A 21,552-nucleotide genomic window follows, 5' to 3' on the forward strand; every position below is an offset into this window, starting at 1 on the left:
TTCACCGAATTTTGCATCTATATTTTGAAACATGTTGGTACAGCAATGCACTTGAAGTACAGATTGTTTTGGTGAGTAAATAAGAAAATAGCTGATTGCGTTGAATGGCATGCTATTTGCTTTGTTTTGATTACAATAGATAACAATGAACGAGGTTTGTATGCTGAAAGAAAATCAAGATACAACTTCCAGCCCTGCATTGGACAGCTATGCAGGCGATGTGGCGGCAAGCACTGCAGGTGCGGATGCGGCATTAATGAAAGAGCCGGCGCTGGCGAAATCCTATGCGCTGTTTGAACACTTAAAATCAAATTTTTTTAATGAGATGCGAGATGATCAGGCGATTTCAGGCGATGCCTGCGGCCGAATAGAGCAGTGGCTGTCTCAATATAATATTGATGAATTAAATGCATTGAATCAGCGGGCAAAAGAGCATTTTTTATACGAGGGGATCACCTTTACGGTTTACGGAGATGAACAGGGCACTGCACGCACGATCCCTTATGATTTGATTCCCCGTATTATCGCCAAGAAACAATGGAACACCATTGCTTCGGGCAGCGCTCAGCGCGTTCAGGCTTTAAATCTGTTCTTACATGATATCTATCATCAGCAAAATATTTTAAAGTCAGGCATTGTGCCAGAGCTGCAAGTCTTGACCCATGAAGCCTATCAGCCGCACATGTATCAGCACTCCTTAAAAGGCAAAATTTACAGTCAAATCAGCGGAATTGATATTATTCGTGACAACAAAGGCGAGTTTTATGTGCTGGAGGATAATTTAAGAACGCCGTCCGGGGTTTCCTACATGCTGGAAAGCCGCAAAATCAGCCAAAAATTAATGCCGGATTTATGCAGGCAGAGCAATATTTTAGGCATTGAGCAGTACCCTCAATTATTAAAAGAAATGCTGGCTGAAAATGCGTACTGTGATCATCCCTTTATTGTGGTTTTAACACCCGGCCGCTACAACAGTGCATATTATGAACACGCTTTTTTAGCAAGGGAGATGGATGTGCCCTTGGTGACATCACGTGACCTTTTTGTAGAAAACGATAAAGTTTATGTGAAAACGATCAAAGGACGGCAGCAGGTTGATGTAATTTATAGGCGGGTAGATGATGCCTTTTTAGACCCGCTGTGCTTTAAGCCAGACAGCACCTTAGGCGTTGCTGGGTTAATGTCAGCGTATTTAAACCGTAATGTTGTGCTGGCCAATGCACCGGGAACAGGTGTCGCGGATGACAAATCTATCTACCCTTATGTAGATAAGATGATCCGCTTTTATTTGGGTGAGCAGCCTATTTTAAAGAATGTTCCGACCTATCAATGCCGCGAGCAGCAAGATCTTGACTATGTCATTGCCCATTTGGATCAGCTCGTAGTGAAAGAGGCACAGGGTTCAGGCGGTTACGGCATGCTGATTGGCCCGCAAGCGTCACCGCAGCAGATTGCGTTATTTAAGCAAAAAGTACTGGCGGCGCCGCACCTTTATATTGCACAGCCGACTTTGGATTTATCGGTTTGTCCGACATTGACTCATTTTGGCGCAGCAGAACGCCACATTGATTTGCGTCCATTTGTACTGAGTTCGCCATACCGCACTGAAATTGTTCCAGGCGGGCTGACGCGCGTGGCTATGCAGCCCGGCTCGCTGGTGGTGAACTCCTCTCAAGGTGGCGGCATTAAGGACACTTGGATTGTCGACAATCTGCATTCCTAGTACTTCAAGTGACTGAGTACTTCAAAAGGGTACTTTAAATTTGTACTCCATATAAATTTAGTACTCCACATAAGGAGCAGTAATGATTTTATTAAACAGCAATGCTGAAAATATTTTTTGGTTAGGGCGCTATTTAATGCGCACGCAGTATCTGTGCAGTGTTTATCCGTTTTTGGATGATAATGAGGCCCGTGATTATGCGCATGCCTTTTGCCTGCCTGCATTTGATGCCAGTTCGCTGAATGAACTGACACTTGATGCACAGCACCCAATTTCATTTATTTCACAATTTCAGTATGCGCAGGATAATATTATGGATTTGCGCGGTGTGCTGTCTGCCCGCGCTTATGCAGAATTAAATAAACTGATCCGCAATGCCAGTGAAAATGCAGGCTATATTTGCGATGTTGCCGCAGATTGTCAGGATGTGATTGAAGCGGAATCCGATGCAATATTTTTATTTTTCAGTTTGGGGCAGTGTGTAGAAAATTTAGACCGCCAATTCCGTTTGAATCAGGATAATCAGCAGACCATGGCGCAGCTTGAGCAAATTGCCGCCGCTTTAAGCGCACTGGGCTGGCAGGGCGTGATTGAGGCATTAAAAGAATTGCAATCCGCGCCTTGCAGCATGCAGTTTTATCATTTTAGTGATCATATTCAAACATTGTTTGAGGCGGATGCATGAAATTAATGGTGAACCATCAAACGCACTATTCTTATAGTGCGCCTGTGCAAAACAGCATTCAGTATATCAAGATGATTCCATCGACGAATTCTCATCAGCAGGTGCATTATTGGGATGTCAGCGTTCCGGGTGAAAAAGAAACCAAAAAGGATGCCTTCAGCAATATTTGGCTGACCAGTTCTCAGCGTGAGCCTTATAGTCAAATGACGATTATGGCGCAAGGTGTTGTAGAGATGAATCCTAAAAGCCGTTATGGCGCAATGGATCAGCTGAATCCAAATCTGTTTTTGCAGCCGACTTTAAGTACAGTATGCAGCGAAGAAATGAAGCAGTTTGCGCTGACCTATGCGCCGCGGGCAGACCATGAGCAGCTCATTCGGCTGGCAGAAGCCGTTTTGGATTATATTCCTTATACGCCGCATCAGACCTCTGTTCACACTTCAGCGATTGATGCCTTTAATTGCCGGCAAGGGGTTTGCCAAGACCACAGCCATGTTTTTATCGCTATGTGCAAGTATTTAGGCTTGCCTGCGCGTTATGTTTCTGGCTACTTGTTTGTGCCTCAGACGATGCATCTGGCAAGTCATGCTTGGGCTGAAGTATTTTTAGAAGATGCATGGTATTGTTTTGATGTCAGTAATCAGCTTTTTACACCTAACTCGCATATTTATGTCGCGGTAGGAAGGGATTACTGGGATGTCGCGCCAGTTCGCGGCGTGCGTGAAAAAGGAGGCCTTGAGTCAATGAACTCTATTGTTCAGGTACTCGGCTGTTAGAAATGAAAGGATTGGAAATGACTTATTGCTGTGCATTGCGCTTAAAAGAAGGAATGGTGTTTATCAGTGACACCCGAACCAATGCTGGAGTAGACCATATTTCCGTTTTCCGCAAACTGTATACCTTCGGGATAGACGGGGAGCGTTTGATTGTGATTCAGACTTCAGGCAATTTGGCTACGACACAGGCGGTCATCGGACATTTGCAGAATCAATTGGAAACTAAACAGGAACCGAATCTGTTTAGTTTAAATACCATGTTTGAGGTTGCTGAATTGGTTGGGCATACCTTGCGTAAAGTGATTGCTGATGTCACGTCGGATACCGTGGAACAGAGCAATTATTACTGCAGTCTACTGGTTGGCGGTCAAATTCAAGGTGCTGATATGCAGTTATATAATGTATATCCGCAAGGAAATTTTATTGCGGCAACCTCAGATACACCTTTCTTCCAAATTGGTGAAAGTAAATACGGCAAACCGATTTTAGACCGGGCGCTTCATTATGATATGCCGATGGATGAAGCCTTGCGCTGCGCTTTGATTTCATTTGACTCGACTTTGCGTTCCAATGTCTCGGTTGGCTTGCCGTTGGACGCATTGGTTTATCATAAAGACAGTTTGCAAGTGCCAATTGGAAAGCGGATTTATGAAGAAGATCCTTATTTTTCAAATATCAGTAAGCAATGGTCTGCCTTGCTGAAGCGTGGTTTGCAAGAGCTTCCGGTTCCTACAATTGATTATTTTGAATAATGGATTGGCGATAAAATTTTAAGCATAAAAAAAGCCCAATGATTGGGCTTCTTTTATGGAACGCATGAATTATTTTGTTTTACGCGAAGGGCGTGCACTCAGGCGGCAAAGCAATTCATAGCCAATCGTGCCATTCGCTTCAGCAACATCATCGACCAGCCGGTTTTGGCCCCAAAGTTCTACCTCAGTGCCCAATTTCAAGTCTAGTCCGGTTGCATCAATTGCGATCATATCCATTGCTACACGGCCAATTACGCGGGTTGGCTGGCCATTGACCACTACATAGTTTTGCTTAGGGAAAGCGCGAGGGTAACCGTCACCATAGCCAGTAGACACAATGGCGAGATCCATCGCTTTGTCAGCTACAAAGGTTGAGCCGTAACCGACAGATTCGCCTGCCTGAATGGAATTTAAGGCAATGATTTCAGCAGTGAATGTCATCACTGGCTTTAAGTCTAAATCATGAACAGTTTTATCGGCAAATGGTGATGCGCCATACAGCATAATGCCGGGACGGACAAAGTCGAAATTCAGTTCAGGCCATTTATAAATCGCGGCTGAATTGCAGCAAGAGCCCATAACCGGTGCACAGGCTTCTTTAACCTGCAGGAATTGTACACGCTGCTGGTCATTTAATGGATGATTGTCAGCATCGGCATTGGCAAAATGCATGGCTAGCACACAGCTAAAGCCTTCAGCTTTTAAGCTGTTAATTACATCAATAATCTCAGGAACTTTAAAGCCTAAACGGTTCATGCCGCTATTCAGCTTCACCCAAACTTTTAAGTCATTCGCAAGATATGCATCTTTATGCGCACGCAGCCAATCCAGCTGCTGCTGCTGGTGCACAATCACTTCAATTTTATTGTCGACAGCGATTTGCATTTCATCACTGGAAAAAATGCCTTCGATTAAGGTGATGGGCTGCTGATAGCCCAACGCGCGAATTTCAAGGGCTTCTTCAAGGCAGGCGACACCAAAGGCGTCGGAATCGGCTAAGGCTGCTAAGCAGTCTTTAACTCCATGTCCATAAGCATTGGCTTTCACCATGCTTACGATTTGAGCGGTTGGGGCAAGTTGTTTGACACGGTTTAAATTATATTGCAGCGCATTGCTGTCAATATAAACTGTTGCTTGGCGCACCCTAATTACTCCTGCAGGGTCATGAAAGAAAGAGCGGTGAAAAAGAAGACTTATTCTTCATCATCGTATTGAGCATAAAACTCTGGTGAAAGGTTGCTGAATTTGGTGTACTGGCCTTCGAATGCCAGGCGTACGGTACCAATCGGGCCGTTACGCTGTTTGCCGATAATAATTTCTGCAGTACCGGCTTCTTTTGACTCTTTGTTATAAACCTCATCACGGTAAATAAACATGATCAAATCGGCATCCTGCTCAATAGCGCCGGATTCACGCAAATCCGACATAACCGGTCGTTTGTTTGGACGGTTTTCCAGTGCACGGTTAAGCTGAGACAATGCAATCACAGGGCACTGCATTTCCTTCGCCAAGGCTTTTAAGCTTCGAGAAATTTCGGAAATTTCACCAACACGGTTATCGCCCATGCCAGGCACTTTCATCAGCTGAAGATAATCGACCATGATGCAGCCCAATTTCCCGCCATGCATTTTAGCAATCCGGCGCGCGCGTGAACGTAATTCTGTAGGCGGCAGGGCGGATGAATCGTCAATATAGAGGTTTTTTTCCTGCAAATGCACAATGGTGCTGGTCACTTTTGACCATTCATCTGCATCCATTTTACCGGCGCGTAAATGCCCTTGGTGTACCCGTCCAAAAGAAGAGATCAAACGCATGGCAATGGAGTCAGCCGGCATTTCCATGGAGTAAACCAGTGCAGGCAAATTGTTGTTAAACAGCACGCTTTCGACCAAGTTCATCGCAAAAGTGGTTTTACCCATGGATGGGCGGGCAGCTACAATAATCAGGTCGCCAGCTTGCATTCCAGAGGTTTTGTTATCGAGCTCCAAAAAGCCTGTGGTTAAGCCAGTAATACTGCCTTCCATTTGAGACAGTTCATTTAATTTATCAAATACATCAGCGACAACGCTGTTAATTGGCTTGGGGCCTTGAGCTTTGGCGTTATTGTTGTGCTGTTCTGCAATAGAGAAAATATTGGTTTCAGCAAGATCTAAAATTTCACTGACTGTACGGCCCTTTGTGTCATAGGCATTTTGCAGAATTTCCGAGCTGATTTTAATCATGCTTCTTAATGTAGAAAATTCTTTAATTTTATTGGCATAGGTTTCTAAATTATAGAAACTTGAAGGGGAGTCCGACATCAGCTGCATGAGGTATTCCTCACCGCCAATGGCATCCAGCAGATTTTGCTTGGTCAGCCAGTCGTGTACCAAAACCGCATCATAAGGAGAGCTTTCTTTAGAAAGCTGATCAATTGCACGGAAAATATATTTATGGCGTGTGGCATAGAAGTCATTTTCTGTCAGTACATCGCCCACTTGCTCAAATGATTCAGCAACGGTCATTAAAGCGGCTAAAACAGCTTGTTCAATGGCTAGGTTGTGCGGCGGCGTACGGAATTCTTTCAGTTGGCCGGATTCGCTGTTTTTGGGTTCTGCTTTTGTGCTGGCAATCGCCTGTGACATATAAATCCCTGATTTTTAATACAGTCAATGCTTAAATGAAAATGGGGTATAGAAACGTAATTTCAACCATCATTGCAAGGCAAATGATACCCGCTATTGCGGTTCAAATGCGAATAGATATTTTCGCTCAAGCAGAAATAGATGATTAGACGCAGCATAAAGCTCAACAGCTTCAAATGAAAAAATATACAAATTTTAAAGATAAAAAAAGAGCATGCAAAAGCATGCTCTTTTCTTTGCAGAAAATTACTCAGCTACGATAGTAACGAGAACTTCAGCAGCAACATCATGATGCAATTGGATTGCGATGTTGAATTCACCAGTGTTGCGAAGCGCACCATTTGGTAATCGAACTTCTGCACGGTCTACAACAAGACCAGCATTCGTTAACGCGTCAGCGATATCACGAGTACCGATTGAACCGAACAGTTTACCTTCGTCACCAGCTTTCGCAGTGATTACGATGTTAACTTCGTTCAATTGGTCAGCACGTGCTTGAGCAGCAGCTAAAATATCAGCTTCTTGCTTCTCAAGTTCTGCGCGGCGAGCTTCAAAAGCAGAAGTGTTAGCTTCAGTAGCAGCAACTGCTTTACCTTGAGGGATAAGGAAGTTACGGCCGTAACCAGCTTTAACTGAAACTTTATCGCCTAATTTACCAAGGTTTTTAATGCGTTGTAATAAGATAATATCCACAGCTCAACCTCACTTATGATTGTCAGTGTAAGGGATCAAAGACAAGTAGCGAGCTTGTTTAATAGCAAGCGCTAATTGACGTTGGTAACGAGCTTTAGTACCTGTAATACGGCTAGGAACAATTTTGCCGTTTTCAGTAATGTACTGTTTTAAAGTGTCGATATCTTTGTAGTCGATATATGTAACGTTCTCAGCTGTAAAGCGGCAGAACTTGCGACGACGGTAGAAACGTGCCATGTAATGTTCTCCTTATGCTTCAGCAGAGTCGTTAGCTTGTTGTGCTTCTTCACGTTGAGCTTTACGCGCACGTTTTTCTTCAGCACTCTTAGCCAATAGTGACTCTTCAGTGATAGCGTTTTCACGACGGATGATAAGGCTGCGAATGATTGCATCGTTGTAACGGAACAATTCTTCAAGCTCATCAAGCGTAGTTTGACCACATTCAACATTCATTAAAATGTAGTGCGCTTTATGAATTTTGTTAATTGGGTAAGCCAATTGACGGCGGCCCCAATCTTCTAAACGGTGAATTTGACCTTCAGCATCTTTGATGTGAGAGATATAGCGTTCTACCATACCGACCACTTGATCGCTTTGATCTGGGTGTACTAAAAGTACGATTTCGTAATGACGCATTGTCAGCTCCTTACGGATTATACAGCCCATAACGTAATTATTAAGGGCAAGGAGTCACAGCCGAGGCTATGCCGCAATATTTGCGAAGCGTGAATTTTAGAGCGTTTGGGCGTGAAATACAAGGTATTCATTCAAAAAGCCCCCATTTTTTAAAGCATTGATGATGCAAATGAAGGAAGAAGATAAACAGATACCATTTTTCGATTTGAATCATTATTGAAATTCTGTTGAGAATCCAACTTTCCTTACCGCGCGTAATTGTTTTTATAGAGCAGATTCATCATTGGGATTCTATGTGGATAGGGCCTGTCATTGAAGATTGCCGTTCATCTTAAATAATACAGCACTGCTATTTTGAAAGGTGGTCAAAAAATGCATTCATTTTGAACATTGCCCAATGGACTAAACTGAGTTTGTTTTATTGATATTTAACAGCTGACTGCTGTTCGGGTTTTCTTAAAAGAAGGGGCTTTAGTTTTATGGTGTCAAAAAGCAATTTGAATGCTTTATGTACGTAGGCATTGGATTGAGTAATAGGGTGATTGGGAGGGTTAGTGAGGCAGAATATTAGCGGGCAGTCAGATGAAGCTGATAGTTTTTAACAAGCAAGGAAATTTTAGTCTGTGAATCTTTATCATTGTCAGTGCAGTGATATTAAGCTACGTGTATGAGAGAAGTAATTTAGGGAGCGGAATAAAAAAAGATAGAGAGAACTCTATCTTTTTTAAAACAGCGGCAAATGCGGTGCAGGTGAGACGTAACTGAAACTGAAACTGAAACTCAATGCAGTAATTAAAATGACTGAATATAAGAAATAGTTTTTCGCCCAAACCTGATCATTTTCAGCTTTAAATCCAATAATAGACAAATACACCCAATATGCGCATAAAGCGTTAAAGGTGATTAAGAAAAACATATTGGTATAGCCAAAACAATACAAACCATTTAATACAGCAGCGAACAGCAGGACATAAATCAAGCTTTCAACTTTCGTACGGAAAATTGAGCGCGCCACTGGCAAGATAGGAATGCCGGCATTTTTGTAGTCATTGAAACGGTAAACAGCAATTCCCCATGAATGCGGCATTTGCCAAAGTGCATATGCTAAAAAAATCAGCAAAGCGGCAACGTCAAATTCATTTGAAACAGCAGTGTAGCCAATCACTGGAGGGCTTGCGCCGGAAATACTGCCAATCACGGTTTGGTGAATAGAAGTACGTTTGCTCCAAAGACTATAAAAAATTACATAAACCACAAAACCAAGTACAGCGAAGCCAAAAGCATAGGCATTGACAAAGAACCACAGCAGGGCAAAACCTAAAATTCCAAGAATGGCTGAAAATGCCAAAGCAATAGAAGGGCTGATGGTTTTTTTGACCAATGCGCGGTTCATCGTCCGTTCCATCTTTTGATCAATATCTTGATCAATGACGTTATTGACGACACAGCCAGAAGCGACAACCAATGTTGTACCGAGCAGAGTGAGAAAAAGAAGGAGGAAATCTACAGATCCCTGAGCGGCTAAAAAGAAGCCGCCCAGAGTGGTAACGAAGTTACCAAAGAGAATTCCTGGTTTTGTCAGGAATAAATACTTTTTCAGCATGATGACCAGTTTAGATCATCATGTTGTAGTGCAGGTAGTTCATAATCCAAACAGAACCTACAAGCAGAATAGCAACGGTTAGAATCGTATACACGAATGCAATAACGTTCCAGCGTTGTTCTGAAGAAGAGTTCATGTGCAGGAAGTAAATTAACTGCACAAGGATCTGAGCTACAGCTGTAATAGCGATCACAGTCACTAACAGACCGCGGCCGAATCCGCCAGCCATAACCATACCGAAAGGGATAATGGTTAAAACAACTGACAGGATGAAACCGATTGTGTACTGTTTTGTGTTGCCGTGCGCTGCGCCAGCAGAGTTATGATCATGACTCATTATAGAACTCCCATTAAGTAAACTACGCTGAATACACAGATCCAAACGATGTCAAGGAAGTGCCAGAACAAGCTTAGGCAAGCAAGGCGGCGAGTGTTTGGAAGTGTCAAACCATTTTTCTTGATTTGGAACATCAACACAAGCATCCAGACCAAACCAGAAGTTACGTGAATACCATGCGTACCTACAAGAGTAAAGAACGATGATAGGAACGCGCTTGTGCTTGGACCATAACCTTCGTGTACAAGGTGATTGAACTCATAAAGTTCCATGCCGATGAAGGCAGCACCGAATACCCAAGTAATTGCCAGCCAAGTTAATACTTGGCTAGTGTTTTTCTTGTATGCAGCTAGAACAGCAAAGCCGAACGTTACAGAAGAGATCAACAGGGCAAAAGTTTCAGTCAAAACGAAGCTTAAAGATTCGCCAAACAATTCTTTTGCACTTGGAGTTCCCATCGGAACGTGGCTGCTTAATACAGCGAACGCGATGAAGAGTGTACCGAATAGGATCAAGTCACTCATCAAGTAAGTCCAGAAACCAAAGACAGTGATGTCTGTATCATCATGGTGGTGATGATCATCGTGTCCGTGGTTGTCGTGATGAAGTACTTCAGCCATCGTCTTAATCCTTCTTCAAGTGTTTTTCAAGGATCGCATAGCGCTCATTTTCGATGCGTTCAACTTCAGCAGCAGGAACATAGTAATCTACTTTCTTAGTGAAAGAAGAAACAATGAAGCTGATGATTGCGCTTACGAAAGTGATCGCCACTAACCACCAAATGTGCCAGATTAAAGCAAAGCCCATAACTGTAATAAACATTGCAATTACAAAGCCCGCAGCACGGTTTGTTGGCATATGAATGTCTTCATACTTGGTTGGTTTCGCATATGCGATGCCGTTTTCTTTGTCAGTCCAGAAAGTATCAATACCATTGATCTTAGGAACATAAGCAAAGTTGTAGAACGGAGCAGGAGACGAAGTAGACCATTCAAGTACACGGCCATCCCAAGGGTCGCCAGTAAGATCCATGTTGTTGTTGCGTTGAAGGAAGCCCACAACGATTTGCATAACAAAACAGAAGATACCGATAGCAACTAGGACAGAACCGAAGAACGCGATTGCCAAGTACGGATCCCATTCAGGGTTGTCGTATGTATTCAGACGGCGCGTCATACCCATGAAACCAAGGATATAAAGCGGCATGAATGCAAAATAGAAACCGAAGAACCAGAACCAGAACGCTGCTTTACCCCAAGCTTCATTGAGCTTCCAGCCAAACATTTTAGGCCAGTAGAAAATGATGCCCGCAAACATTGCGAACACTACACCGCCGATAATTACGTTATGGAAGTGAGCGATAAGGAATAAAGAGTTATGTACCAAGAAGTCCGCTGGTGGAACTGCCATCAACACGCCTGTTAAACCGCCAATACCGAAAGTCACAAGGAAACCAAGTGTCCAAAGCATTGGAGTTGTAAAGGTGATGCGGCCCTTATACATAGTGAATAACCAAGAGAAGATTTTCACACCAGTAGGGATCGCAATGATCATGGTCATGATGCCGAAGAACGCGTTAACGTTGGCGCCAGCACCCATTGTAAAGAAGTGGTGAACCCATACAACGAATGACAATACAGTGATTGCGATAGTTGCGTACACCATTGATTTGTAGCCAAACAAAGTTTTGCGTGCAAATGTAGATGTAACTTCTGAGTAGATACCGAACGCAGGCAACACAAGAATGTATACTTCTGGGTGGCCCCAAGTCCAAATCAAGTTCACATACAGCATTGGACTTCCGCCCATGTCGTTTGTGAAGAAGTGGAAACCGAAGTAACGGTCAAGTGAAAGCATTGCAATAGTAGCGGTCAACACTGGGAATGCAGCAATAATCAGTACCGCAGTACAAAGCGCAGTCCAAGTGAAAATAGGCATGTCCATAAGTTTCATGCCAGGCGCACGCATTTTAATGATGGTAACAAAGAAGTTAACACCAGTTAAAAGTGTACCTAGGCCAGAAATCTGAAGCGCCCAAATATAGTAGTCCACGCCTACGCCTGGAGAATATTCAATGCCTGACAGCGGAGGGTAAGCCATCCAGCCAGTCGCAGCGAATTCACCAATTGCAAGAGAAGCCATCATCAAACCTGCAGCGCCGGCAAACAGCCAGAAGCTCAAAGAGTTCAATAATGGGAAGGCTACGTCACGCGCACCGATTTGAAGCGGTACAGCAACGTTCATTAAGCCTACAACCAGACCCATCGCTACGAAGAAAATCATGATCACGCCATGGGCAGTGAAGATTTGGTCATAGTGTTCAGGGTGTAAATAGCCTTCGCCGCCGCCTTTTGCAAGGAACAGCTGAAGACGCATCATGATCGCATCGGCAAAGCCACGCACCAGCATGACAATAGATACGAAGATATACATGATACCGATTTTTTTATGGTCTACAGATGTGAACCATTCAGTCCACAGGTAGTTCCATTTTTTGAAGTAGGTGATACCTGCAAAAACAGCGATACCGCCTAGGACCATCATCGCAACAGTAACCAGCACGATTGGATCGTGTGGAATTGAATCTGGACCTAACTTACCTAATAAGCTCATGTCTTATTCCCCTACAGAAGCAGTCGCATGATCTGCATTTGCATGAGCTTCAGAAGCCGCAGCTTCATGTGTACCCGCAGCTGAATGATCAGCGCCATGGTAGTTGCTCATGTATTTGTTAATCACGGATTCGAACAATTTAGGTTCTACTGAAGAGTAATAAGTCACAGGATGCGGCTTAGTAGGATATGGACCTTCTGCTTCAGCTAGAGCTGCTGCTGCTTTTTGCTTTTCAGTTTCAGCATGTGCAAGCATCGCTTCAATTTGATGCTTAGAACGGTTGCCGTCACGTAAGGTTGCAAATTCAGCTTGGTCTAAAACAGCTTTTTGTACTGCTTCAGGGTTAATTGAATTACCGTTACCAGCTTTAACTGCATTTACCCATTCAGCAAATTGAGCTTCTGTCACAGAGTGAGCGCGGAAACGCATTTGTGAGAAGCCATAACCTGAATAGTTAGAAGAGAAACCGCGGTAGCCTTCAGCTGGGCTGGTTTCGTTTGCTAAGAAGTTCAGGTGAGTCTGCATGCCTGCCATTGCATAAATCTGACCAGACAATGCAGGGATGAAGAATGAGTTCATTGTGAAGTTAGACGTTAAACGAAGGCTAACCGGAGTTTGCTCTGGGAAGCGTAATTCATTAACTGTCGCAATGCCTTGCTCTGGGTAGATGAAGATCCATTTAAACTGTTCAGCAATGACTTGTACAGTTAAAGGAGCCTTGTCTGACTCAAGAGGACGGTATGGGTCATACTTGTGGGAACCCCACCAAGTTAACCAAGCTAAAATACCAATAATAATTACTGGGATGCCCCATACTACAACTTCAATTGCAGTAGAGTGTGCCCATGTAGGTTTATAGTCTGCATCTTTATTCGATGCGCGATATTTCCAGCCAAACCAAACTGCCATAAGTGCTGATGGAATCACCACTAGAAGCATTAAATAGATCGCAGTCATCATGAGGTCAGATTGACCTTGTGCGACTGGACCTTTTGAGTTTAGAAGTACCATATCACCGCCACACCCAGTTAAGAGTGCAGCCATCGCAGATAAAGACAATACAGCTAAAATTGTTTGTCTCATTTTACAACCTCGGTGAAGAGTCCCATTCCCTAATTAAATTATGGGATAGCGATTATAGTGTCGCATGATTAAGAACTTTTCTTTTAGACATGAAAAATCCTTCTCAATCATGAGACACCGCTACGTTGTAGGGCATTATGCCTCATATCATTCAACTAAGCTATACATAAACATGCTTTAAATCACTGTTATAAAAACCGATTTTACTGGTCGGAATTGCGGATTTATTGTAGGAATTTTATTTTAATTTCAATATGCTGGAAAAAAAGGGATGAAAAATCATCCCTTTTTAAATTTCATTAAATTATTGTTTTATGACCTTGGTTTTGGCGATTTTGTCGTGCAAAGTTTGACGTTTCGCGCCAAATCCAAAAGCCAGATCAATGATTGCGATGAATAAAAATACAAAATTTAAAAAAATAAACAGTACGCTGCGCAGTGTGAATGCACGCATTAATGATGTTTTCTCACCTGTTTCAGCATCAACGATTTTAATTTTAGTCAGTTTTTTGCCAATAGATTGCCCTGTTTTGGCAATCAGAAATGCCTGTACAGCCAGCATAATAAAGAGGTAAGCGCCCATGGCGAACCATGCCTGCTGTGAAAACATTTCAATCATTTTGGTCTGCAGTTCTTGAGCTAATACCGGATTTGCGGTAGTGCCGAACACCGCGTCCATAAACTGGATGTTTAAGGTATTAAACTGCTGCGCTTCTTCTTTGGAAAAAAAGCCAGTTAAAATGTAAGTGGCAGGCACCCAAAGCAGCAGGTCAGCAATTTTAGCCAGCACGCGGCTGGGGATGGAGGCTAAAGTTTGCTGGCTTGTTTTGGCAGTGTTCTGCGCAGATGAATTCTGAATTGCCGGGTTTTGGCTTGCAGCGCCTTGATTCAATGGGCTTTGAGTATTGAGAGGCTGTGCGTTGGCTGAAACGCTGAAACCTTCTGGCTGATATGTCGGTTTTCCCTGGGTGAGCTCACCTAAAGCTTTCCATTCAGCCATGCCTTGGTGCCAGGCAAGATCTGTCAGCAGCACTTGTTGGTCGGCAAGCATTTGATTGACTTGCTCTAGGCTGTATGGTCCGGCTTGTTGATTATTTCTCGCCAAGTAAATTTGCATAAAACTAAAATCTCAAAACGTATAGGTAAAGTATAGATGAAAAAAAAGACCCGCTTGTGGGTCTTTTTTTAACACAGATTCTTAAGCTTGTTGAGCTTTTTCTTCTGATAGGAAGAACCAAGTTTCTAAAACTGAGTCTGGGTTCAAGGAAACAGATTCAATACCTTGCTCCATGAGCCATTTTGCAAGGTCAGGATGGTCTGAAGGGCCTTGACCGCAAATGCCGACATATTTGCCAGCTTTACGGCATGCGTGAATCGCCATTGAAAGAAGCGCTTTTACCGCAGCATCACGCTCATCAAATAGGTGAGAAACAATGCCAGAGTCACGGTCAAGACCAAGTGTCAGCTGAGTCAAGTCGTTAGAGCCGATAGAGAAGCCGTCAAAGTGCTCAAGGAACTGTTCAGCTAACAATGCGTTAGTCGGCAATTCGCACATCATGATGACTTTAAGGCCGTTTTCACCGCGCTTAAGGCCGTTCAATGCCAATAGTTCAATAACACGCTTCGCTTCGCTTACAGTACGTACGAAAGGAATCATGATTTGAATGTTGGTTAAGCCCATTTCGTCACGCGCTTTTTTCAATGCACGGCATTCGAGCTCAAAACAGTCACGGAAGTTGTCAGACACATAGCGGCTAGCGCCACGGAAGCCCAGCATTGGGTTTTCTTCTTCAGGCTCATAAAGCTTGCCGCCAATCAGGTTTGCATATTCGTTTGACTTGAAGTCAGACATACGCACAATCACCGGTTTGTCAGCAAAAGCAGCTGCAAGTGTAGAAATGCCTTCAACCAATTTTTCAACATAGAATTCAATTGGAGAAGAGTAGCCAGCAGTACGCGCCATAACAGCTGCGCGAGTTTCACGCGGAAGGCTGTCAATGTTAAGAAGCGCTTTAGGATGTACGCCAATCATGCGGTTGATGATGAATTCTAAACGCGCAAGGCCGATACCTTCGTTCGGAATTTGAGCGAAGTCAAATGCACGGTCAGGGTTGCCGACGTTCATCATAATTTTGAACGGAAGCTTAGGCATAGATTCGATAGAGTTCTTTTGAATTTCAAAATCCAAAGAGCCTTCATAAATAAAGCCAGTGTCGCCTTCAGCACATGAAACAGTCACTTCTTGGCCGTCTACAAGTACTTCAGTTGCGTTGCCGCAGCCAACGATAGCTGGAACACCAAGTTCACGTGCAATAATTGCTGCATGGCAAGTACGGCCGCCGCGGTTGGTTACAATAGCCGCTGCGCGTTTCATTACTGGTTCCCAGTCCGGGTCAGTCATGTCAGATACAAGCACATCGCCGTCTTGAACTTTGTCCATTTCTTTAATTGATGTAACGATGCGGACGCGGCCTGAACCGATACGTTGACCGATTGAGCGGCCTTCACATAGAACAGTGCCTTTCTGTTTCAGCAGGTAGCGTTCCATAGTGCCGACATTTTCACGGCTTTTTACAGTTTCTGGACGTGCTTGAACGATATAGATTTGACCGTCATCACCGTCTTTCGCCCATTCGATATCCATTGGCGCTTGATAGTGTTCTTCAATAATCAATGCCTGTTTAGCAAGTTCTTGAAGTTCGTGATCATTCAGTGCAAATTGCTGACGGTCAGCTTTTTCAACGTCGACAACAACAACAGATTTGCCAGCAGCGCCTTCTTCACCGTAAATCATTTTTTGGTGCTTAGAGCCTAAATTGCGACGCAAAATCGAGTGTTTGCCGTTTTTAAGAAGCGGTTTAGAAATATAGAATTCGTCAGGGTTTACTGCGCCCTGAACAACCATTTCGCCCAAACCGTATGATGCTGTAATAAACACAGCATCACGGAAGCCTGATTCTGTATCTAAGGTGAACATAACACCCGCTGCACCAGTTTCTGAACGAACCATGCGCTGAATGCCGGCAGATAAAGCCACTACATCGTGAGCAAAGTTTTGGTGTACACGGTAAGAGATTGCGCGGTCATTATAAAGTGAAGCGAAAACTTCTTTGATTGCGATCAGAACGTTGTCGATGCCGCGAATGTTCAAGAAGGTTTCTTGCTGACCAGCAAAAGATGCGTCAGGCAAATCTTCAGCTGTTGCAGATGAACGAACGGCAACCGCGATTTCAGGGTTGCCGTTAGAAAGTTCTGCAAAAGCTTCACGAACTTCATTTTCCAATTCTGGCGTAAGAGGAGAGTCTACGATCCATTGACGGATTTTAGCGCCGGTTTCAGCAAGGGCATTGACGTCATCAACGTTAAGCGCTGCAAGCTCTGCATTGATTTTAGCGTTTAGGCCGCTTTTCTCGAGGAATTCACGGTAAGCTTCTGCTGTAGTAGCAAAGCCGCCCGGTACAGAAACACCGGCATTTGCTAAATGGCTGATCATCTCACCGAGAGATGAATTCTTGCCACCCACGAGTTCCACGTCGTGTTTTCCTAATTTTTCTAGACCAATTACGCGCGCTTCCAAAGTTGTTACTCCACTTTTGCAGTATTAATCACTATCTTGGCATGAAATTATAACAAAAAACTTAGCTTTTTGATCTAACTAAGAGATAGTCATGTAAGATGGTTTACTATAAAGATTATATAGCAGTTAGACAAATAATTGAGGAGAATTTTAATGTCAGAAGGTAAACAAATTCAGCGCAGTGTATTTTTCATTTCGGATGGGACTGCAATTACCGCTGAAACCCTCGGACACTCGCTGCTGGCGCAGTTTCCGCATGTTGATTTTGACATTCATATTATCCCTTATATTACGACCGAAGAAGCGGCGATGAACGTGGTTGTCGAGATCAATCAGCGGTCACAAAAAGACGGTCAAAAGCCATTGGTTTTTGATACATTGGTTGACCAGTATGTGCGCGATATTATTAACACTGCTGATGCAATAAATCTTGATGTATTTGAAGGACTTATTAGTAAATTATCCGATGAGTTAGGCACATCTCCTACTACTTTAGTCGGACAAACCCATGCAGTGACCGATTCTGAGTCTTATAAGGCGCGGATTGATGCGGTTCATTTTGCTTTGGACAACGATGACGGCGCGCGAACCCGGCATTATGACAAAGCCGATTTGATTTTGATTGGGGTGTCCCGTTCAGGTAAAACACCGACTTCAATTTATTTGTCATTACAATTTGGCATACGTGTTGCAAACTATCCGCTGACTGAAGAGGATTTGGATGATAACCGCTTGCCGGCAGTGCTTCGTCCTCATAAAAATAAGCTTTTTGGCTTGATGATTGATGCTGAGCGTTTGGTTGCAATCCGAAGCGAGCGCAAAGCGAATAGCCGTTATGCCAGTTTTAGCCAGTGCCAGATGGAGCTGCGCGCCATTGAAGGCATTTATATTTCAGAAGGCATCAAATATTTAAATGTTTCTGAGATGTCAATTGAAGAAATTTCGACACGTGTTTTGCAGATGACAGGCTTGAAACGCCGCATTGGCTGATGCTGAAGAATGATAATGAGCCACTTTGTGTGGCTCATTTATTATAAAAATATCCTATCTATTGATATATAAATAGTATCAGTATGTTTTAGAAAAATACTCATATAACATTCATTTTATATCTAAATACTACTTTTTCTGAGCACCTTTCGAAGATTTGATCTCCATCATTCATTTATATTTCTAAATTAAGTGATGTATCGCTTAATTCTGCGTAATCATTTTATGCCATCCAGCTTAAAACTGATGCCTGTAATCTTATTGTCATTACAGTTTTTCATCGTGATTGTAAATAATGCAGTCACATGCATAAATGTGGCCGTTCACGGCTTGAATGCCTTGGCTGTGAATTTTTACGATTGGCCAAGTGACCAAGGTGCAGTTTGCCCGCTGCAGAGATGCGTAATAGTGATCTGCTTTTAAAAAGACTTTATTTTGAAGTGCGGTATTGGGCATTAATAGATGCTTTAGCCATGTGTCTTTGACTTGGTCTTCTAAAAAGCGTAACGCCAGCAGGCTTTTAATGCGGTTATTAAATAGGCGCCTGTTTTTAGCAAACAAGGGATGCTGTATCAGTTTTTGGGTAAAGCGTTCAGTTTTTGGCAATACAAAATGCGGATGAATTTGAAATACAGCAACCTGTTTAGCTTGGTCGCATATTTCAGAAAGTAAGTTTGCAGAATGCTGATCAATATTGATAATTGCGACATTTTTAGCGCTAAAGTCGATTTGCTTGATTTCCGCTGATGGAATCAAATCGCCTAGAAATTCGGCATAGTCTTCGGCTGCATTTTTGAAGACTGGGCAAGGGGCATCCATTTTAAATGTGTCCATAAAATTATCCGCTATTTTCGTTTTATTTCATTCGTGTTATTTGCAGATGTATTTTTAGCCAAGAACCTGCATCAGGTAAAGTAAAGAATTGCGTCTGAACAGTCATCCTTGCAAAGTGTTGCCTGAAGCTGTTCTAAACTTTCATTTTTGTAAAAAAATGAGATTTGTTAATCATCTTTGTGCTGTGCGTATTGGGCATTTGAATGACGTAGATGTCTGGTTGTTTATCGCGGATGATTTTGAAGGTAGTTGCCACAGATAATCCATATAACATCAGGATTAAATAATCGCCTTTTTACTTGGTTGCATAAACAAATACAGCAGGCCGCGCCGCCGCTAAAAGAGCGACTGAGCTGGCCGCTATAAAAGCTGGGGAATATGCTGATGCATGTGCTGATTCTATTTGCAATGCCGCTGATTTTTGTGATTTTGTTTAACTAGGCTGAACAGCTTAGGGACGAAATGCTGTTTTAATGTACCGATTGTCAGCATTTTTTGGAAAAAACATACAGCAGATGTCATTCAATTGAATTTTATTGCTAAATTTCTAAAGCTTGAACATTGAGATAATAGTCTACTCAAAAAGATTTAAAAATTGATTGAATAAAAAGCAAGTGAATAACTTAAGCCATTAAAAATTAAAAGCACTGCAAGATGCAGTGCTTCTGTGACGGAATTTATAGCGTTGCAATTAAAGTTGCGTGAATGAATTAACTGGCTGGATTCTTAAGATTCATCAAACGTGTAAAGTTATCTAAGCGTTTTTCTGTATCGTAAATATCACATGTGAAAATAAACTCATCAACATCATATTGAGTCAGTAAATTCGCTAGCCCGGCTTTTACTGTTTCTGGCGAGCCTATTTGCGCCACCGCATAGAAGTTATCAATATATTGCTTTTCTGCAGGTGACCAAAGTTCATTCATATTTTCTACGGGCGGCTTTAAGGTCGTCCGGTTGCTGCGGATCATGCCTAAGATGCGCTGATAGGGCGTTGAGGCAAGGAATTCTGCTTCCTCATCGCTGTCCGCAATAAGGATTGGAACGCCCATAGAAACATAAGGACGATCCAAATATTCAGAAGGGACAAAGTTTTCACGGTAGAGCTGAATAGCTTGGGCCAGCATGCGCGGGGCAAAGTGCGATGCAAATGAATAAGGCAAGCCTAGTTGCGCTGCCAGCTGCGCGCTGAACAGGCTCGATCCAAGCAGCCAAACAGGCACATGTGTGCTTTGGCCCGGCGTGGCAATAATGCGTTGGTTGGGGGCTGGGTCTTTAAAATATTGTAAAATTTCGGCAACGTCACGTGGAAATTGATCTTCAGTTTCTTGATGCCCGCGGCGCAGTGCACGCATGGTTGCTGGGTCTGTTCCTGGAGCGCGGCCAAGACCCAATTCCACACGGTTCGGGTAGAGGGTTGCCAGTGTGCCAAATTGTTCTGCAACAACTAAAGGAGCATGGTTCGGCAGCATCACTCCGCCAGAGCCAACTTTAATGCTTGAGGTGTTGGCAAGCAGATAGCCTAAAAGCACTGATGTTGCTGAACTGGCAATGCCTGCCATATTATGATGTTCTGCCAGCCAAATGCGCTCATAGCCTAATCGTTCGGCATGTTGAGCTAATTCCAATGCATGGTGCAGGGAGGACTGAATGCTTTTGTTTTCTCTAACTGGCGCAAGTTCTAAGATAGAGAATTTGGTATCGTGCAATGAACGCATAATTGTTCCCATAAGCTGTTTATATCGAAATAATACGATATAAGGGGTGTAATGTATATCGGAATATTTCGATATGGCTGATGTTGAATGATATGAACGGTGTATGAAACTGAATAGAAGAAAGCTGATTGGAGAGGATATTTCAGTTTGTGATCTTTTTACTGGTGTGTTTTGAAATGTTAAAGCGCATGAAAACTCTGTATGAATTGAGCACATCATGCATATCTGACGGAATATTTTGTTAGATTAATTTTTTACAGCTGATCCGATTGCGAATAAGTCGCCATGTTTAATGTGTTGCCTAGCAGAACTGGCTATCCAACAGATGAAATTCGTTAAGCAAGAAGATATGGCGTATCAAGTGAATGGAGGGAATTCAAATGCCGCAAGGTGATAAGTCTGCATATACGGCAAAGCAGAAGAGGCAGGCGCAGCATATTATAGAGTCTGAGAAGGAGCGTGGACTGTCAGAACAGGATGCGGAACGCATCGGCTGGGCCACCGTCAACAAGCAGGATGGCGGTGGGAAGCGAAAGGTTAAAAAATAAAGGCTTGTATTTTGCTTTCAGCACGATAATGTCCAGACCTAAAAAAAGCGCCCGCAGGCGCTTTAATTCAATCTTTTGCTTGCCATTAACGGCGTTTGCTATTTTTATAATGACCTAAGTGGCGGCCATTATCATTGCTGTAGTAACCGCGGTCATTGTAGCGGTAGTTGTTTGAACGGTAGCCGCGGTCGTTATAGCGGCGATCATAACGGTCGTTATCGTCATAACGGCGGTCTTCACTGACTTTTTTTCCTAATACCGCACCSCCCGCAGAACCCCCCGCCSCGCCGVTATAACCGCCGGTTTTGCCGCCCCYGCTTTTCCTACGCCATTGCCCCCCGCSCCSCCCAAARCYGCGCC

Annotated in this window: 20 protein-coding genes and 1 pseudogene; 6 read left to right on the forward strand and 15 right to left on the reverse strand. The window is 43.3% G+C overall.

Annotated elements, in window-relative coordinates:
- Positions 1–160 precede the first annotated feature (160 nt).
- The 4 genes from AZH43_RS06960 (at position 161) to AZH43_RS06975 (ending at position 3,936) form a co-directional block, all read left to right on the forward strand.
- Positions 161–1,723, forward strand: coding sequence for a circularly permuted type 2 ATP-grasp protein (locus AZH43_RS06960; RefSeq protein WP_067668063.1), 1,563 nt, complete (start codon positions 161–163; stop codon positions 1,721–1,723).
- Between the two features lie 82 nt (positions 1,724–1,805).
- Positions 1,806–2,408: an alpha-E domain-containing protein gene (locus AZH43_RS06965; RefSeq protein ID WP_067668066.1), complete on the forward strand. Its 603-nt coding sequence runs from the start codon at positions 1,806–1,808 to the stop codon at positions 2,406–2,408.
- Entirely contained in the window at positions 2,405–3,184 is a 780-nt protein-coding gene (locus AZH43_RS06970; protein WP_067668069.1) for a transglutaminase family protein, read from the forward strand. Before AZH43_RS06965 ends, AZH43_RS06970 begins: the two co-directional genes overlap by 4 nt.
- A gap of 17 nt (positions 3,185–3,201) precedes the next feature.
- The gene (locus tag AZH43_RS06975; RefSeq protein ID WP_067668134.1) at positions 3,202–3,936 is read left to right on the forward strand and encodes a proteasome-type protease; all 735 of its coding nucleotides are present in this window, start codon (positions 3,202–3,204) and stop codon (positions 3,934–3,936) included.
- A gap of 69 nt (positions 3,937–4,005) precedes the next feature.
- Here the strand turns inward: AZH43_RS06975 and alr are convergent, their stop codons facing one another.
- From alr to ppsA, 12 genes are all read right to left on the reverse strand, one after another.
- On the reverse strand, positions 4,006–5,079 hold the full coding sequence (gene alr, locus AZH43_RS06980) for an alanine racemase (RefSeq protein ID WP_067668072.1): 1,074 nt from the start codon (positions 5,077–5,079) through the stop codon (positions 4,006–4,008).
- Positions 5,080–5,129: 50 nt separating this feature from the next.
- Positions 5,130–6,560, reverse strand: coding sequence for a replicative DNA helicase (gene dnaB / locus AZH43_RS06985; RefSeq protein WP_067668076.1), 1,431 nt, complete (start codon positions 6,558–6,560; stop codon positions 5,130–5,132).
- Between the two features lie 246 nt (positions 6,561–6,806).
- The gene (rplI, locus tag AZH43_RS06990) at positions 6,807–7,253 is read right to left on the reverse strand and encodes a 50S ribosomal protein L9 (RefSeq protein WP_067668078.1); all 447 of its coding nucleotides are present in this window, start codon (positions 7,251–7,253) and stop codon (positions 6,807–6,809) included.
- 9 nt (positions 7,254–7,262) lie between these two features.
- Complete coding sequence (gene rpsR, locus AZH43_RS06995) at positions 7,263–7,490, reverse strand: 30S ribosomal protein S18 (RefSeq protein ID WP_004278792.1); 228 nt, start codon at positions 7,488–7,490, stop codon at positions 7,263–7,265.
- Positions 7,491–7,502: 12 nt separating this feature from the next.
- Positions 7,503–7,889 (reverse strand): 30S ribosomal protein S6, encoded by a 387-nt coding sequence (gene rpsF / locus AZH43_RS07000; protein ID WP_067668080.1) that lies wholly within the window; start codon positions 7,887–7,889, stop codon positions 7,503–7,505.
- A 724-nt stretch (positions 7,890–8,613) separates the two neighbouring features.
- Positions 8,614–9,492 (reverse strand): heme o synthase, encoded by an 879-nt coding sequence (gene cyoE / locus AZH43_RS07005; RefSeq protein ID WP_067668082.1) that lies wholly within the window; start codon positions 9,490–9,492, stop codon positions 8,614–8,616.
- 10 nt (positions 9,493–9,502) lie between these two features.
- Positions 9,503–9,832: a cytochrome o ubiquinol oxidase subunit IV gene (cyoD, locus tag AZH43_RS07010; RefSeq protein WP_026253413.1), complete on the reverse strand. Its 330-nt coding sequence runs from the start codon at positions 9,830–9,832 to the stop codon at positions 9,503–9,505.
- Positions 9,829–10,449, reverse strand: coding sequence for a cytochrome o ubiquinol oxidase subunit III (gene cyoC, locus AZH43_RS07015; RefSeq protein WP_067668084.1), 621 nt, complete (start codon positions 10,447–10,449; stop codon positions 9,829–9,831). Before cyoC ends, cyoD begins: the two co-directional genes overlap by 4 nt.
- A 4-nt stretch (positions 10,450–10,453) precedes the next feature.
- Positions 10,454–12,442 (reverse strand): cytochrome o ubiquinol oxidase subunit I, encoded by a 1,989-nt coding sequence (gene cyoB / locus AZH43_RS07020; protein WP_067668087.1) that lies wholly within the window; start codon positions 12,440–12,442, stop codon positions 10,454–10,456.
- 3 nt (positions 12,443–12,445) lie between these two features.
- Positions 12,446–13,525 carry a ubiquinol oxidase subunit II gene (gene cyoA / locus AZH43_RS07025; protein WP_067668090.1) on the reverse strand — a complete coding sequence of 360 codons (1,080 nt, stop codon included), beginning with the start codon at positions 13,523–13,525 and terminating at the stop codon, positions 12,446–12,448.
- Between the two features lie 304 nt (positions 13,526–13,829).
- Positions 13,830–14,642 (reverse strand): RDD family protein, encoded by an 813-nt coding sequence (locus AZH43_RS07030; protein WP_067668093.1) that lies wholly within the window; start codon positions 14,640–14,642, stop codon positions 13,830–13,832.
- Between the two features lie 81 nt (positions 14,643–14,723).
- Positions 14,724–17,102: a phosphoenolpyruvate synthase gene (gene ppsA, locus AZH43_RS07035; protein ID WP_067668096.1), complete on the reverse strand. Its 2,379-nt coding sequence runs from the start codon at positions 17,100–17,102 to the stop codon at positions 14,724–14,726.
- 153 nt (positions 17,103–17,255) lie between these two features.
- Here ppsA and ppsR point away from each other — a divergent pair, with 153 nt between their 5' ends.
- A complete protein-coding gene (gene ppsR, locus AZH43_RS07040; protein WP_067668099.1) occupies positions 17,256–18,092 on the forward strand; it encodes a posphoenolpyruvate synthetase regulatory kinase/phosphorylase PpsR in 837 nt (278 codons plus the stop codon).
- 267 nt (positions 18,093–18,359) lie between these two features.
- Here the strand turns inward: ppsR and AZH43_RS07045 are convergent, their stop codons facing one another.
- Together AZH43_RS07045 and AZH43_RS07050 are read right to left on the reverse strand one after the other, a co-directional pair.
- The gene (locus AZH43_RS07045) at positions 18,360–18,926 is read right to left on the reverse strand and encodes an NAD(P)/FAD-dependent oxidoreductase (protein ID WP_067668102.1); all 567 of its coding nucleotides are present in this window, start codon (positions 18,924–18,926) and stop codon (positions 18,360–18,362) included.
- A 710-nt stretch (positions 18,927–19,636) separates the two neighbouring features.
- On the reverse strand, positions 19,637–20,644 hold the full coding sequence (locus AZH43_RS07050) for an LLM class flavin-dependent oxidoreductase (protein ID WP_067668105.1): 1,008 nt from the start codon (positions 20,642–20,644) through the stop codon (positions 19,637–19,639).
- 380 nt (positions 20,645–21,024) lie between these two features.
- Between AZH43_RS07050 and AZH43_RS07055 the strand changes: the two genes are divergently transcribed.
- The gene (locus AZH43_RS07055; protein WP_162492932.1) at positions 21,025–21,192 is read left to right on the forward strand and encodes a hypothetical protein; all 168 of its coding nucleotides are present in this window, start codon (positions 21,025–21,027) and stop codon (positions 21,190–21,192) included.
- A gap of 85 nt (positions 21,193–21,277) precedes the next feature.
- On the opposite strand, the pseudogene AZH43_RS07060 reads toward AZH43_RS07055, so the two are convergent.
- Positions 21,278–21,552 (reverse strand): annotated as a pseudogene (locus AZH43_RS07060) (hypothetical protein); the annotation flags it as partial.

Origin of the sequence: Acinetobacter pragensis, from assembly GCF_001605895.1 — a bacterium.
In the GTDB taxonomy this organism is placed as follows: Bacteria; Pseudomonadota; Gammaproteobacteria; order Pseudomonadales; family Moraxellaceae; genus Acinetobacter; species Acinetobacter pragensis.

Coding starts and splice junctions, on each gene's coding strand:
- AZH43_RS06960 (WP_067668063.1), top strand. CDS start 161: ATGCTGAAAGAAAATCAAGATACAACTTCCAGCCCTGCATTGGACAGC.
- AZH43_RS06965 (WP_067668066.1), top strand. CDS start 1,806: ATGATTTTATTAAACAGCAATGCTGAAAATATTTTTTGGTTAGGGCGC.
- AZH43_RS06970 (WP_067668069.1), top strand. CDS start 2,405: ATGAAATTAATGGTGAACCATCAAACGCACTATTCTTATAGTGCGCCT.
- AZH43_RS06975 (WP_067668134.1), top strand. CDS start 3,202: ATGACTTATTGCTGTGCATTGCGCTTAAAAGAAGGAATGGTGTTTATC.
- dnaB (WP_067668076.1), bottom strand. CDS start 6,560: ATGTCACAGGCGATTGCCAGCACAAAAGCAGAACCCAAAAACAGCGAA.
- rpsR (WP_004278792.1), bottom strand. CDS start 7,490: ATGGCACGTTTCTACCGTCGTCGCAAGTTCTGCCGCTTTACAGCTGAG.
- rpsF (WP_067668080.1), bottom strand. CDS start 7,889: ATGCGTCATTACGAAATCGTACTTTTAGTACACCCAGATCAAAGCGAT.
- cyoE (WP_067668082.1), bottom strand. CDS start 9,492: ATGCTGAAAAAGTATTTATTCCTGACAAAACCAGGAATTCTCTTTGGT.
- cyoC (WP_067668084.1), bottom strand. CDS start 10,449: ATGGCTGAAGTACTTCATCACGACAACCACGGACACGATGATCATCAC.
- cyoB (WP_067668087.1), bottom strand. CDS start 12,442: ATGAGCTTATTAGGTAAGTTAGGTCCAGATTCAATTCCACACGATCCA.
- cyoA (WP_067668090.1), bottom strand. CDS start 13,525: ATGAGACAAACAATTTTAGCTGTATTGTCTTTATCTGCGATGGCTGCA.
- AZH43_RS07030 (WP_067668093.1), bottom strand. CDS start 14,642: ATGCAAATTTACTTGGCGAGAAATAATCAACAAGCCGGACCATACAGC.
- ppsR (WP_067668099.1), top strand. CDS start 17,256: ATGTCAGAAGGTAAACAAATTCAGCGCAGTGTATTTTTCATTTCGGAT.
- AZH43_RS07045 (WP_067668102.1), bottom strand. CDS start 18,926: ATGGACACATTTAAAATGGATGCCCCTTGCCCAGTCTTCAAAAATGCA.
- AZH43_RS07050 (WP_067668105.1), bottom strand. CDS start 20,644: ATGCGTTCATTGCACGATACCAAATTCTCTATCTTAGAACTTGCGCCA.
- AZH43_RS07055 (WP_162492932.1), top strand. CDS start 21,025: ATGCCGCAAGGTGATAAGTCTGCATATACGGCAAAGCAGAAGAGGCAG.